The 14,881-nt window shown below is 36.0% G+C and carries 14 protein-coding genes; 13 read left to right on the top strand and 1 reads right to left on the bottom strand.

Translation table 11 applies throughout. The features are described 5' to 3' along the window. Positions 1-91: 91 nt before the first annotated feature. Entirely contained in the window at positions 92-1,045 is a 954-nt protein-coding gene (locus CN692_RS03130; RefSeq protein ID WP_098117607.1) for a phosphatidylinositol-specific phospholipase C/glycerophosphodiester phosphodiesterase family protein, read from the bottom strand. A 287-nt stretch (positions 1,046-1,332) separates the two neighbouring features. On the opposite strand from CN692_RS03130, the gene CN692_RS03125 reads away from it, so the two are divergent. From CN692_RS03125 to pyrE, 13 genes are all read left to right on the top strand, one after another. Next, complete coding sequence (locus tag CN692_RS03125; protein WP_098117605.1) at positions 1,333-1,656, top strand: TraR/DksA family transcriptional regulator; 324 nt, start codon at positions 1,333-1,335, stop codon at positions 1,654-1,656. Positions 1,657-1,727: 71 nt separating this feature from the next. Next, positions 1,728-2,186, top strand: a complete 459-nt coding sequence (lspA, locus tag CN692_RS03120; RefSeq protein ID WP_098117603.1) for a signal peptidase II — start codon at positions 1,728-1,730, stop codon at positions 2,184-2,186. After that, positions 2,183-3,091, top strand: a complete 909-nt coding sequence (locus CN692_RS03115) for an RluA family pseudouridine synthase (RefSeq protein WP_098117601.1) — start codon at positions 2,183-2,185, stop codon at positions 3,089-3,091. Before lspA ends, CN692_RS03115 begins: the two co-directional genes overlap by 4 nt. 187 nt (positions 3,092-3,278) lie before the next feature. Then, positions 3,279-3,821, top strand: coding sequence for a bifunctional pyr operon transcriptional regulator/uracil phosphoribosyltransferase PyrR (gene pyrR / locus CN692_RS03110; RefSeq protein WP_098117599.1), 543 nt, complete (start codon positions 3,279-3,281; stop codon positions 3,819-3,821). A 134-nt stretch (positions 3,822-3,955) separates the two neighbouring features. Next, positions 3,956-5,260 carry a solute carrier family 23 protein gene (locus CN692_RS03105; protein ID WP_142317350.1) on the top strand — a complete coding sequence of 435 codons (1,305 nt, stop codon included), beginning with the start codon at positions 3,956-3,958 and terminating at the stop codon, positions 5,258-5,260. Positions 5,261-5,342: 82 nt separating this feature from the next. Beyond that, positions 5,343-6,254, top strand: a complete 912-nt coding sequence (locus CN692_RS03100; RefSeq protein WP_098117595.1) for an aspartate carbamoyltransferase catalytic subunit — start codon at positions 5,343-5,345, stop codon at positions 6,252-6,254. Continuing rightward, a complete protein-coding gene (locus CN692_RS03095) occupies positions 6,238-7,524 on the top strand; it encodes a dihydroorotase (RefSeq protein ID WP_098117593.1) in 1,287 nt (428 codons plus the stop codon). Before CN692_RS03100 ends, CN692_RS03095 begins: the two co-directional genes overlap by 17 nt. Next, positions 7,521-8,621 (top strand): carbamoyl phosphate synthase small subunit, encoded by a 1,101-nt coding sequence (locus tag CN692_RS03090; protein WP_098117591.1) that lies wholly within the window; start codon positions 7,521-7,523, stop codon positions 8,619-8,621. The genes CN692_RS03095 and CN692_RS03090 overlap by 4 nt, the downstream gene beginning before the upstream one ends. Next, positions 8,606-11,818, top strand: coding sequence for a carbamoyl-phosphate synthase large subunit (gene carB, locus CN692_RS03085; protein ID WP_098117589.1), 3,213 nt, complete (start codon positions 8,606-8,608; stop codon positions 11,816-11,818). The genes CN692_RS03090 and carB overlap by 16 nt, the downstream gene beginning before the upstream one ends. Beyond that, a complete protein-coding gene (locus CN692_RS03080) occupies positions 11,815-12,585 on the top strand; it encodes a dihydroorotate dehydrogenase electron transfer subunit (RefSeq protein ID WP_098117587.1) in 771 nt (256 codons plus the stop codon). Before carB ends, CN692_RS03080 begins: the two co-directional genes overlap by 4 nt. Next, positions 12,582-13,523, top strand: coding sequence for a dihydroorotate dehydrogenase (locus tag CN692_RS03075; protein ID WP_098117585.1), 942 nt, complete (start codon positions 12,582-12,584; stop codon positions 13,521-13,523). The genes CN692_RS03080 and CN692_RS03075 overlap by 4 nt, the downstream gene beginning before the upstream one ends. Then, a complete protein-coding gene (pyrF, locus tag CN692_RS03070; RefSeq protein ID WP_098117583.1) occupies positions 13,495-14,205 on the top strand; it encodes an orotidine-5'-phosphate decarboxylase in 711 nt (236 codons plus the stop codon). Before CN692_RS03075 ends, pyrF begins: the two co-directional genes overlap by 29 nt. Beyond that, entirely contained in the window at positions 14,202-14,840 is a 639-nt protein-coding gene (pyrE, locus tag CN692_RS03065; protein ID WP_098117581.1) for an orotate phosphoribosyltransferase, read from the top strand. The genes pyrF and pyrE overlap by 4 nt, the downstream gene beginning before the upstream one ends. Positions 14,841-14,881: the final 41 nt, after the last annotated feature.

Raw genomic sequence — 14,881 nt, 5'->3', positions numbered from 1 at the left:
ACCCACACTAGGATTTAATTCCTGTGTGGGTTTTCTTTTTATCGTAGGGATTTGTAAAAGTGTATTTTATCATCTCGACTATCTATTAGCCTTATGGATTTATTTTAGTTTCGAATTCGTGAGGAAAAAGAAAATCAGTCCTATATTCATTCGGAATTAGATAATCAGAATAGACCCCATGAACTCCGATTATTTGATAGTGATGATAAATAAATTTATCATTTATTGTATTTACATAAACATTAACATTATTTTGTCTTAAACGACTAATAAATTCTTTATTTACCAAAGTCTCAGGCATTGTGACAACCTTTATTCCTTTGTCTTTAACGAATTCAATTGCTTCATCATTTGTAATATTACCTTGATAAAGCGTCAAAATATAACTTTTAAATGGATAAATATTATTAATAAAGTCATACATTTCAATTGTATATAATTGAGGAATGATACGTTCTAAAACAGAAGGTTCGATTTGATTAACTGTACTTACGATATTAGAAAAAACCTTTATGACTTCATCTTTCGAATTACTTTTTGTATCAGTTACAAGATAAAGATCGGGGTAGATTTTCATTAATCTTACTATTTCTTCAAGTGTAAGTGGATGATATTTTTTATGAATCTTTAGGGATTTAAATTCATTCAAATTTAATGGTTTACCAAGTTTATCAGTTGTGACATGTTGACCTAAAAATGCAAACATATATTCTTTCCAATCGTGCCTTGCTACTAATTGACCGTCAGTTGTAATAACAAAATCTACTTCTACAATTCGATAACCATTTTTGTAACTGTTTTCTAAAGCTTCTTTACTATTTGTAACTCGTTTAGTTCCTTCTAAACCACCTAACCCATGTGCTATGAATTTGTTACCTTCTACCCAATCATATGGATTTGTATGTTTATTGTTTTGTTCAAGAGTTTCGGTTTTTTGTTTTATCGTATATGAATAAGCTCTTTTATGGTATGGGTATACCTCGCTAATGCAGAAAATAACAAATATGAAAGTAAATAAAATGAATAGTCTACGTTTACCTTTCAATTTAAATTCTCCTAAACATTAATATCAACACAATTAGTTTTATCTTTGTTCATAGAACGAAAAATATTCTTTGTCAAATTCATCCTTCATTCTAATTAAGTTTCTAAAGAAGTAAGAAACAATACTCCCTTATGATTGAGCTTTTAATTTAAAAGAAAATCTTACTAACATTTCATTTATTAATGGAAATATCTTTTTCAATTTCCTTTACAGGAAAAAGTTTCACCTATTATCGATTTCGATTTGAGGGAAAAGTATTGGTACATTAATAATTGGGAGTGAAGAAGATGAGGAGCAATGAAATTTTCTATATTAAACAAGAGCTCGAAGTAATTAAAAATGAATTGCTGCATCGTTTATTTTCTGAACCAATAAGCTCTTCGGTGATTGAGTATCACCATTCTATTTATGAAGAGACAAATAAGCATCTTATGCTAGTTGAAGATATGCAAAATGACTTATATGATATTGAGATTGCTTTACAAAAAATTGATAATGGATTGTATGGTTATTGTGAAGTAACTGGGCAATCTATTCCAATTGATAAGTTAAAAATCCTACCAACAGGTCGAACCATGGAGGATTTTAGTTTTGTGAGAAATCATTACTAATACTATTCATTGTATAAAAGTTTCCCCTATGCTAAAATTTTATGAGATATCTAATAAGGTAGGGGATAAATATGGCATATATTATTGCATTCATTGTCATTTTAATTGATCAGCTGACAAAACTTGCGGTTTTAAAGAAGATGTATTATGGAGAAAATATTGAAATTATTAAAAATTTCTTTTACATAACTTCACATCGCAATCGTGGGGCGGCATGGGGAATGCTCCAAGGTAAAATGGGATTCTTTTATTTAATCACATTAGTCTTTGTAGTAGCGGTGATTTATTTTATTCAAAAGCACGCAAAGGGACATCGTTTCCTAGGTCTATCGTTAGGATTGGTATTAGGAGGAGCAATCGGTAATTTCATTGATCGTTTCTTTAGAAAAGAAGTAGTTGATTTTATTCATGTTTATATTTTCAATTATGATTTCCCAGTATTTAATATCGCAGATTCAGCTCTTTGTGTAGGAGTTATTTTATTATTTATTATTACTTTATTGGAAGATAAAAGAGGAGTTAAGAAATGACAGTTTTTGCTTTTACAGTTCAAGAGGATCAACATTTAGAAAGAATCGATACATTTATTGCGGCCAAAAATGATGAGTGGTCAAGATCGCAGGTTCAAATATGGTTAAAAGAAGATTTTGTATTAGTGAACGGTGATAAAATTAAACGTAATTATAAAGTAAAACAAGGCGATGAAATATCAGTTTCAGTACCTGATCCGAAGCCATTAGAAGTGATAGCTGAAGATATCCCACTGGAAATTTATTACGAAGATTCTGATGTAATCGTTGTAAATAAACCACGTGGTATGGTTGTGCATCCTGCATTAGGTCATGAAACGGGTACTTTAGTTAATGCGCTAATGTATCATTGTAAAGATTTGTCTGGTATTAACGGTATATTAAGACCTGGTATTGTTCATCGAATTGATAAAGATACTTCAGGATTATTAATGGTTGCCAAAAATGATGTAGCTCACGAAAAGCTTGCAGAGCAATTACGTGAAAAAACGACTGTACGTAAATATATTGCAATTGTACATGGCGTTATTCCTCATGAGGAAGGCACAATTGATGCACCAATTGGACGAGATAAGAGTGATCGTCAAAGTATGACAGTTACTGATGAAAATAGTAAAGAAGCAGTTACTCATTTTAGAGTTTTAGAGCACTTTGAAGAGTTTACATTAGTAGAATGTCAGCTTGAAACAGGTCGTACGCATCAAATTCGCGTTCATATGAAATACATTGGATTCCCATTAGCTGGTGATCCTAAATATGGTCCACGTAAAACATTAGATATTGATGGTCAAGCTCTACATGCAGCTGTGTTAGGATTTAAACATCCTAGAACAAATGAGTATTTAGAGTTCTCATCACCTATTCCAAAAGTACTAGAAAATATTATTGAACATTTACGTAGATAACTGTTGACAATCATTGTGGCATAGGTCATAATGAGGACAGTTGAATGAACCTTTAACACAACCCCGTGAGGTTGAGAAGGAAGCGGAAAAAATGAAAAGGGATAATTGTATCCTTTTACGCTACCCTCTTGTCCATCGGGCAAGAGGGTTTTTTGCTTCTACAAATTAAAAGTAGGAGGTAAGGTAAATGACTGAAAAAGCAATCATCTTAGACGAACTTGCAATTAGACGTGGTCTAACAAGAATTGCACATGAAATGCTAGAGAATAACAAAGGCATTGAAAACATTGTTTTAGTAGGAATTAAAACAAGAGGTGTTTATTTAGCAAAACGAATTGCAGATCGAATTAAACAAATTGAAGGTAAAGATGTAATCATGGGTGATTTAGATATTACACTTTATCGAGACGATTTATCAACAAAGACAGAAAACAAAGAACCATTAGTGAGGGGTTCAAATGTTCCTGTTGACCTAACAAACAAAAAAGTAATTTTAGTTGATGATGTGCTTTACACTGGTAGAACAGTTCGTGCCGCAATGGACGCTGTTATGGACCTAGGTAGACCGGCACAAATTCAATTAGCAGTATTAGTAGATCGAGGACACCGTGAACTTCCAGTAAGAGCTGACTATGTTGGTAAAAATATTCCAACATCGAGTAATGAAAAAGTAGTCGTAGCTTTAAAGGAAACAGATGACCACGATAAAGTAAGTATATTTGAAAAATAAAAGTCCCTTTTAAATTTGGTCCAGAGAGGCTAACAAAGGGTCTAGTTAGTTGCTGCCTTCTAAGCAACGTATTGGACTCTTTGTGTATAATCACAAAGAGTTTTTTTATTGGGAAAAATGGAGGAATCAACATGATAAAACAAAAACCTGTACTTGAGATAAATGAAAAACCGAATTTAGGTCAATGGTTTTTCCTGAGCTTACAACATTTATTCGCAATGTTTGGTTCTACAGTGTTAGCGCCAATCTTAATCGGAATTAATCCTTCAATCGCACTAATATCAAGTGGAATTGGAACAATCGTATTCGTCCTAATCACTAGAGGAAAAGTGCCATCATACCTAGGGTCATCATTCGCTTTCATAGCTCCAATGATTTATGCGAAAACAAATTTAGAACCTGGTGCAGCGTTCGTAGGAGTTTTCATTACAGGTATTATTTACGCAGTCATCGCACTGATCATAAACAAAGTAGGCGTGAAATGGTTGTTCAGAGTATTACCACCAATCGTTGTTGGACCGGTAATCATCGTAATCGGTTTAAGCTTATCATCGGTAGCAGTTGGAATGGCAATGAACGGAGCAAATCATAAATACAGCTCAACATCAATCTCAATCGCATTAATAACACTAGCAATCACAATCATAACAGCATTATTCACAAGGGGTTTCTTATCAGTCATACCAATACTAGTAGGAATTATCGGTGGATATATTACTTCAATCTTCTTTGGAGTAGTAGATTTCACAGGAATTGAAAAAGCACACTGGATAGCAGTACCCGATTTCTCGGTACCGTTTGTTAACTACACACCACATGTCACATTCCAGTTACTAATGATCTTTGTACCAGTAGCAATCGTGACAATCTCAGAACATATAGGACACCAAGTAGTACTTGGAAGTGTTGTAAATAAAGATTTAATTAAAGATCCTGGATTAGATAAGTCATTATTCGGGGATGCAGTTTCAACAATGATTGCAGGTCTAATCGGTGGACCTACAACAACAACTTACGGTGAAAACATCGGAGTTCTAGCAATTACAAGAGCATACAGCGTATACCTGTTCATAGGTGCTGCAACCTTCGCCATGGTATTCGGATTCATCGGAAAAATATCAGCAGTGATTAGCTCAATACCAACACCTGTAATGGGTGGTATCTCAATCCTACTTTTCGGAATCATCGCTTCAAGCGGATTACGAGTACTTGTAGAAAACAAAACAGATTTCTCGAAACAACGTAACTTAATCATCGCTTCAGTAATCTTAGTACTAGGAATTGGTGGAGCAGCAATACACATTGGTAAGACATTCGCACTAGAAGGAATGGCATTATCAGCTCTAATCGGAGTAGTCCTAAATTTAGTACTACCAGAAAATATTGGTGGCGATCGTAAAATTGAAAAAGATCAAAACGATAATAGCTTAGCTTCATAAATGACAATTAAGTGGGGCATTCTTACAAAGAATAGAGTGCTCCAGAAATAAAACGGATGAAATTCATTTAGGGGGAAGACGGATGAATCATTTATTAACCATGTCTGATTTAACAATAGAAGAAATTCAAGATTTGCTAAACCAAGCTCAAAACTTTGCAAATGGAGAAATAAGTAGCCTGAAACGTCAGACATTTGTTGCAAATTTGTTTTTTGAGAATAGTACGAGAACTCGCTTCAGTTTTGAAGTAGCACAGAAGAAACTTGGTCTTGAGGTCATTAACTTAGCTGTTGAAAGCTCAAGTATTCAAAAAGGTGAAACTTTATATGACACAGTTAAAACACTTCAAGCAATTGGAGTTGAAGCAGTTGTAATACGTCACACTGAAGACGAGTATTTTCAAGAAATTAAAGATGCTGGAATGCCAATCCTGAATGCCGGCGATGGATGTGGAAATCACCCAACACAATGCTTACTTGACTTACTAACAATCAAACAAGAATTTGGTAGCTTTGAAGGATTAAAAGTAGCAATAGCTGGGGACTTAAGACATTCAAGAGTTGCTCGCTCTAATGCTGAAGCACTAACGAGACTTGGAGCAAAAGTATACTTCGCAAGTCCAGATGAATGGAAAGACGATAAAAATACTTATGGAACATATAAAAATTTAGACGAATTAGTTGAAGAAGTTGATGTGATGATGCTACTGAGAGTACAGCATGAAAGGCATGACGGAAAAACTAATCACATAATGGAAAATTACTTACAAAACCATGGACTAACAATTGAAAGAGAAGCAAAAATGAAACCTAATAGTATCATCATGCATCCAGCTCCATTTAATCGAGATGTAGAAATTGCGAGTGAATTAGTAGAGTGCGAGCGATCAAGAATCTTTAAGCAAATGGAAAATGGTGTATATGTACGAATGGCTGTTTTAAAAAGAGCCTTACCAACAGTATGGGGAGAGATGAAAAATGAAGTACTTGTTTAAAAACGGTGTCATCTTACAAGAAAATGGTGAACTTCTAAATAGAGACGTATTAGTCGTTAATGGAAAAATTTCAGTGATCGCTGAAACAATCGTTGATGAAGATGCAGTACAAATTGAGTTAAACGGCAAATTACTTTCAGCCGGTTTAATAGATGTTCATGTTCATCTTCGCGAGCCAGGTGGTGAACATAAGGAGACAATCGAAACAGGTACCAAAGCAGCAGCAAGAGGTGGATTTACATCAATTGCAGCAATGCCAAATACTCGTCCAGTACCAGATACAATCGAACACTTAACAGCTTTAAATAAGAAAATAGAAGAAACAGCAGTTGTAAACGTATTACCATATGCATCAATTACAATACGACAAGCTGGTGAAGAGCAAACAGACTTTGAAGGCTTAAAAGAAAATGGAGCATTTGCTTTCACAGATGATGGTGTAGGAGTTCAATCTGCTGAAATGATGTACAAAGCAATGCAAAAAGCTGCAGAGCTAAACGTATCAATCGTTGCACACTGTGAAGAAAACACACTAATTCAAAAAGGTTGTGTTCACGAAGGCAAGTTTTCAAAAGAAAATGGCTTAAATGGAATCCCTTCAATTTGTGAAAGTGTTCAAATTGCTCGAGATGTTTTACTAGCTGAAGCTACAGGATGTCATTATCATGTTTGCCATATCAGTACAAAAGAATCAGTAAGAGTAGTACGCGATGCTAAACGAGCTGGTATAAATGTAACTGCTGAGGTTTCTCCACACCATTTAATTCTTTGTGAAGATGATATCCCAGGCTTAGATACAAATTTCAAAATGAATCCACCTTTAAGAAGTGCAATCGACAGAGACGCATTAATTGAAGGATTAATGGATGGAACAATCGACATGATTGCAACAGATCATGCACCTCATACAGCTGAGGAAAAAGCACAAGGAATGCAATTAGCACCATTTGGAATTGTAGGATTAGAAACAGCATTTCCATTATTAAACACACACTTTGTTGAAACAGGGAAAATGACATTACAGCAATTAATCAACTTTTTAACAACTAAACCTGCTGAAGTTTTTAACTTAAACAGAGGAAAAATTGAAGTTGGAGCGGTGGCAGACTTAACTGTAATCGACTTAGAGTTAGAAGAGGAAATCGATTCAACAACATTCCTTTCAAAAGGTAAAAACACACCATTTGATGGCTGGAATTGTAAAGGTTGGCCGGTAATGACAATGGTAAATGGCAAATTAGTATATGAAAGAGAGGAACTAACAGTATGATGCGTCAATTAATATTAGAAGACGGTACAGTTTTTGTAGGAGAAGGATTTGGTAGCGAAGTTGAAACAACAGGAGAAATAGTATTTACAACAGGTATGACAGGATATCAAGAAGTATTAACTGACCCATCTTACTGTGGACAAATCGTAACATTCACTTACCCATTAGTAGGTAACTACGGAATCAATTTAGAGGATTTTGAAAGTATCGTACCAGCAGTTCACGGCTTAATTGTAAAGGAATATGCTGAGCACCCATCAAATTTCCGAAACAAAATGAGCTTAGATCAATACTGTAAAGACAAAGGAATCCCAGGTCTAGCAGGAATCGATACACGTATGTTAACGAAAAAGTTACGTGAAGTTGGAACGATGAAAGGTAAGTTCTGCAGCATGGAAGCAAATGTTGATGAAGTAGTTGCAGAATTAGCAAACACACCGTTATTCACAAATCATGTAGAGCGAGTTTCTACACACAAACCATATAGAAGTCCAGGTAGAGGACACCGAGTGGTTTTAGTAGATTTCGGTATGAAACACGGTATCTTAAGAGAATTAACAAATCGTAAATGTGACGTTACAGTTGTGCCTTATAATGTATCGGCAAAAGAAATATTCTTACTAGCTCCAGATGGAATTATGTTAAGTAATGGACCTGGAGATCCAAAAGATGTTCAAGTAGCAATCGAAATGATTAAAGAAGTAGTTGGTAAAGTACCATTATTCGGAATTTGCTTAGGTCACCAATTATTCGCTCTAGCAAATGGAGGAAATACTTCAAAACTTAAATTCGGACACCGTGGAGCTAACCATCCAGTTAAGCATTTAGAAACAGGAAAAGTAGCAATCACTTCACAAAACCACGGTTATGCTGTAGAAACAGAGTCAATTGAAGGAACTGACTTAGAAGTAACACATGTTGCATTAAATGATGGAACAGTAGAAGGACTTAAACACAAGAAATACCCAGCTTTCACAGTACAATATCACCCAGAAGCATCACCAGGACCTGAAGATGCAAACTACTTATTTGACGAATTTATTAGCATGATGGAAGCACAGAAGAGAGAGGGGAACTTACAATGCCAAAACGCGTAGACATAAAAACAATCTTAGTAATCGGATCAGGACCAATCATAATCGGTCAAGCAGCAGAATTTGACTATGCTGGAACTCAGGCTTGTCAGGCATTGAAAGAAGAAGGATACAAAGTAATTCTTGTAAACTCAAACCCTGCAACAATTATGACAGATGTACAAACAGCAGATAAAGTATACATCGAGCCACTAACAGTAGATTTCGTTAGTCGAATCATTCGTAAAGAACGCCCAGATGCACTATTACCGACATTAGGTGGTCAAACAGGACTTAATCTAGCGGTAGAATTAGATAAATCTGGCGTATTAAAAGAGTGTGGAGTAAAAATATTAGGAACAACTCTAGAAGCGATTAACCGTGCAGAAGACCGCGATCTATTCAGAACGTTAATGAACGACTTAAACGAGCCAGTACCAGAAAGTGTAATCATCCATACTTTAGAAGAAGCATATGACTTCGTAGCAGAAATTGGCTACCCAGTTATCGTAAGACCTGCCTTTACTCTTGGAGGAACAGGCGGAGGAATTTGTAATGATGAAGAAGATTTAAAAGAAATCGTAGCAAGTGGATTAAAAAATAGCCCAGTAACACAATGTTTATTAGAAAAAAGTATCGCTGGTTTCAAAGAAATTGAGTATGAAGTAATGCGCGATGCAAATGACCATGCGATTGTAGTATGTAACATGGAAAACATCGACCCAGTTGGTGTTCATACAGGAGATTCAATCGTAGTAGCTCCATCTCAAACATTAAGTGACCGCGAATATCAAATGCTACGAAATGTATCATTAAAAATCATTCGTGCACTAGGAATCGAAGGTGGATGTAACGTACAGCTTGCACTAGATGCGGATAGCTTCCAATACTATGTAATCGAAGTAAACCCACGTGTATCACGTTCAAGTGCACTAGCTTCAAAAGCAACAGGTTACCCGATTGCAAAATTAGCAGCGAAAATCGCAGTAGGCTTAACACTAGATGAAATGATTAACCCAGTTACAAAGAAAACTTATGCTTGCTTCGAGCCAGCATTAGACTATATTGTATCAAAAATTCCACGTTGGCCATTTGATAAGTTCGAAACTGCAAACCGTCAGTTAGGAACACAAATGAAAGCAACTGGAGAAGTAATGGCGATCGGTAGAACACTTGAAGAGTCATTATTAAAAGCGGTTCGCTCACTAGAATTAGGAGTAAGTCACATCGAACTTAACGCAGTAAAAGAACTGTCTAAAGAAGAAAAGATTGCTCGCATGGCAAAAGCTGACGATGAAAGATTATACATTGTTGCTGAAGCAATGAGAACTGGTATGACATTAGAAGAAATACACTCAATTACAAAAATTGATTTCTTCTTCCTACACAAAATTGAAAACATCATTAAAATGGAAAAACAAATTGAAGAAAACCATTTTGAACTAGATGTACTTTTAAAAGCTAAGAAAATGGGCTTCAGTGATGATTACATCGCAGCGAAATGGAATGCAACAAATAGAGAAATTTACGACTTTAGAAAACAAAATCAAATCGTTCCAGTATATAAAATGGTTGATACATGTTCTGCTGAGTTTGAATCTACAACTCCATACTTCTACGGAACATATGAAATCGAAAACGAATCAATCGTAACGGATAAAACAAGTGTAGTAGTACTAGGATCTGGTCCAATTCGAATCGGTCAAGGTATTGAATTTGACTATGCAACAGTACATTGTGTAAGAGCAATTAAAGAAGCTGGATACGAAGCAATCATCATCAACAACAACCCAGAAACAGTTTCAACTGACTTCAGTATCTCAGACAAACTTTATTTCGAGCCTTTAACGATTGAAGACGTAATGCACATTATCGATTTAGAAAAACCAATGGGTGTAGTCGTACAATTCGGTGGTCAAACAGCAATTAACCTAGCAGCTAAATTAGTAGAACGTGGTGTAAAAATTCTTGGAACTTCACTAGAAGATTTAGATCGTGCAGAAGACCGTGACAAGTTTGAAGAGGCACTTCAACAATTAGGTGTACCACAACCTCTAGGTAAAACAGCAATGACACCTGAAGAAGCAGCGGCAATCGCTGATGAAATTGGTTACCCAGTATTAGTAAGACCATCGTATGTACTAGGTGGGCGTGCAATGGAGATTGTATATCACCGTGAAGAAATTCTTCACTACATGCAAAATGCAGTAAAAATTAATCCAGAACACCCAGTACTAGTTGACCGTTACCTAACTGGTAAAGAAATTGAAGTAGATGCAATTTCAGATGGAATCGATGTATACATCCCAGGTATTATGGAGCATATCGAACGAGCTGGAGTTCACTCTGGAGATTCAATCGCAGTATATCCAACACAAAATGTATCAGATGCTGCGAAACAAAAATTAATCGAATACACAATTAAACTAGCAAAAGGCTTAAATATCAAAGGGTTACTAAACATCCAGTTTGTTGTAACAGATAAAGATGAAGTATTCGTACTAGAAGTAAACCCAAGATCAAGCCGTACAGTACCATTCTTAAGTAAAATTACAAATGTACCAATGGCGAATATTGCAACGAAAGTAATTCTTGGTCAAACATTAGCATCATTCGGATATGCAACAGGCTATCACCCAGAAGGAAATGAAGTTTATGTAAAAGCACCAGTGTTCTCTTTCGCTAAACTACGCTCAGTAGATATAACATTAGGCCCTGAAATGAAATCAACAGGAGAAGTAATGGGTAAAGATGTAAGTCTTCAAAAAGCATTATACAAAGCATTAATAGCTGCTGGAATGCAAATCCCAACTCACGGATCAGTTATCATTACAGTAGCTGATAAAGATAAAGAAGAAGTAGTAGATATCGCAAAACGCTTCCATGAAATTGGATTTACAGTATTCGGTACAGAAGGAACTAAAAATCATTTAGAAAACCACGGTGTACCAGTTAAAGCAGTAAATAAAATTAATGAGCATGAAGACAATATGCTAGACATGATTAAGCGCGGAGATGCACAGTTTGTTATCAACACTTTAACAAAAGGTAAAAAACCAGCTCGTGATGGTTTCAGAATTCGCCGTGAATCAGTTGAAAATGGAGTTGTTTGCTTAACTTCACTAGATACAGCAACTGCGATTCTATCAGTAATTGAAAGCTTAACATTCTCAACTGCTGCTCTAACAAACAAAGAAATGAAGGCTGGCGTATTAGTATGATAAAAAAAGAACTCATGACAATTGTCTCAAACAGAGAAATTGCCCATCAAATTGTCGAAATGACATTAAAAGGTGAACTTGTTCAGGAGATGCACTCTCCTGGGCAGTTCGTCCATATAAAAGTGACTGGTGGACTAACACCACTATTAAGAAGACCAATCAGTATATGTTCGATCGACAAAGAGAAAAGTGAGTTCACGATGATATTCCGCGCAGAAGGTGAAGGAACAAAACTTTTAAAAGAAGCAAGCGTTGGACAACAGGTTGATGTATTAGGTCCTCTAGGTCATGGGTATGATGTTGAAACTCTTTCAGAAGGAGATACAGCACTACTTGTTGGTGGTGGAATTGGAGTACCTCCAATGTATGAACTTTCTAAGCAATTTAAAGCACGTGGTGTAAATGTCATTCATGTACTAGGATTTGCATCAAGCAATGTAGCTTTTTATGAAAAAGAGTTCTCAGAATTAGGTCCAACTTACATGGCAACAGTAGATGGAACTTTAGGTACGAAAGGATTCGTAACAGATGTAATTCGTGAAAAAGGACTTCAATTTGATCAATACTTTGCATGTGGTCCAACAGTAATGTTAAAAGCATTACAACAGCAGTATAAAGGTATGAAAGATGGCTTTATATCACTTGAAGAACGCATGGGCTGTGGAATTGGCGCTTGTTTCGCATGTGTATGCCATACTGAAGACGGTTCATATCGTAAAATTTGTAGCGATGGACCAGTATTCCAAGCTGAGGAGGTAGTACTATGATTTCATTACAAACAAAACTTCCTGGCTTAGATTTAAAAAATCCTATTATGCCAGCTTCTGGTTGCTTCGGTTTTGGTAGAGAGTTTGCAAATCTATACGATCTAAGCATTCTTGGAGCGATTATGATAAAAGCAACAACAGTTGAAACAAGATACGGAAATGAAACACCTCGTGTAGCTGAAACGCAAGCGGGGATGTTAAATGCAATCGGACTTCAAAACCCTGGTTTAGAAAAAGTAATTAACGAAGAATTAAAATGGTTATCAAATTATGATGTACCGATCGTAGCAAATATTGCTGGATCTACTATAGAAGACTACGTAAAAGTTGCTAAAGAAATATCAAAAGTAAGTAATGTAAAAGCATTAGAATTAAACATCTCTTGTCCAAATGTAAAATGTGGTGGGATTGCATTTGGAACAGATGCAGCAACAGCGGCAGAAGTGACAAAGAAAGTTAAAGAAGTAAGCGAAGTTCCGCTTTACGTAAAATTATCACCTAATGTAACGAACATTGTTGAGATCGCAAAAGCAATTGAAAATGCAGGTGCAGATGGTTTAACAATGATCAATACATTACTAGGAATGAGACTAGATTTAAGAACGGGAAAACCGATTCTTGCAAATAAAACTGGTGGATTATCTGGTCCTGCAATTAAACCAGTAGCAATTCGAATGATTCATGATGTAAGTCAAGTAGTAAACATCCCGATTATCGGAATGGGTGGCGTTATGAACGCAGAAGATGCACTAGAATTTTTCCTAGCAGGAGCAAGTGCAATCGGTGTAGGAACGGCAAACTTTGTTGATCCATTCGCTTGTCCAACTATCATTGAAGAACTACCAGAAGTACTACACAAATATGGATATCAGTCGATTGAAGAATGTATTGGAAGGAGCTGGAAACAACATGTCATCACAAGTGGTCATCGCGCTTGATTTTTCATCAAAAGATGAAGTTATGAATTTTGTAAAAAAATTTCAACAGTCTCTATATGTAAAGGTAGGGATGGAGTTATTTTACAAAGAGGGTCCAGCGATCATTACGGAACTAAAAGAATTAGGACATCAAATCTTCTTAGATTTGAAGCTTCATGATATTCCAAATACAGTAAAACATGCAATGAAAAATATCGCATCTTTAGAAGTCGATATGACGAATGTCCATGCAGCTGGTGGAACGAAAATGATGAAAGCAGCATTAGAAGGACTAGAAGAAGGCACGCCTGCCGGTAAAAAAAGACCTCTACTAATTGCTGTAACACAACTTACAAGCACATCAGAAGAGCAAGTAATCCACGAACAAGGACTTTCATCATTAAAGGATTCAATTAAACTTTATGCTGCTATTACAGAAGAAAGTGGACTAGATGGTGTAGTCTGCTCTCCACTAGATGTAGAGTTAGTAAAAGCAGCAGTAGAAGGCGACTTTATCACTGTAACACCTGGCATTCGTCTAGCAGACAATAGTGTAGACGATCAAGTACGTGTAACAACACCAGCGAAAGCTAGACAATTAGGAAGTAGCTATATTGTAGTAGGACGCAGTATTACAAAAAGCGAAAATCCAGTAGAAGCATATGAAGAAATAGTAGCACAATGGGAGGGCGTAACAATATGAAAAAAAATATCGCAGCAAACTTACTAAGCATTGGGGCAGTAAGCCTTCAACCTGAAAATCCATTTACTTGGGCATCAGGAATCAAATCTCCAATCTATTGTGATAATCGCCTAACTCTTGGCTATCCAGAAATTCGCAAAAACATTGCAAAAGGTTTAGTAGAATTAATTCAAACTAAATTTGGTAACGTAGATGTAATCGCAGGAACTGCAACTGCAGGTATTCCTCACGCAGCATGGACAAGTGATTTAATGGAATTACCAATGGTATATGTACGTAGCTCAGCAAAAGGACACGGCAAAGGAAATCAAATCGAAGGCCCAATCCAAACTGGACAAAAAGTAGTTGTAGTAGAAGACTTAATCTCAACTGGCGGCAGCGTAATTACATGCGTTGATGCTCTTCGCGAAGCAGGTTGCGAAGTTTTAGGAGTAGTATCAATCTTTACTTACAATCTACCAGCAGCGGTTGAAAAATTCACTGCAAATGACGTAACATATGACTCACTAACTGACTATGACACTTTAGTTGAAGTAGCAAAAGAACAAGGCTCAATCGAAGAAGAACACGTAGCAAAACTAACAGCATGGAGAAAAAATCCACAAGATGCTAGTTGGATGACTGTAGAAGTTTAATACTTAGAGTAGGAAAGATGACTTTTTTGAAGTCATCTTTT

Origin of the sequence: Bacillus sp. AFS002410, from assembly GCF_002556365.1 — a bacterium.
Classification (GTDB): Bacteria; Bacillota; Bacilli; order Bacillales; family Bacillaceae_G; genus Gottfriedia.
This window is presented reverse-complemented; position numbering and strand designations above follow the sequence as displayed.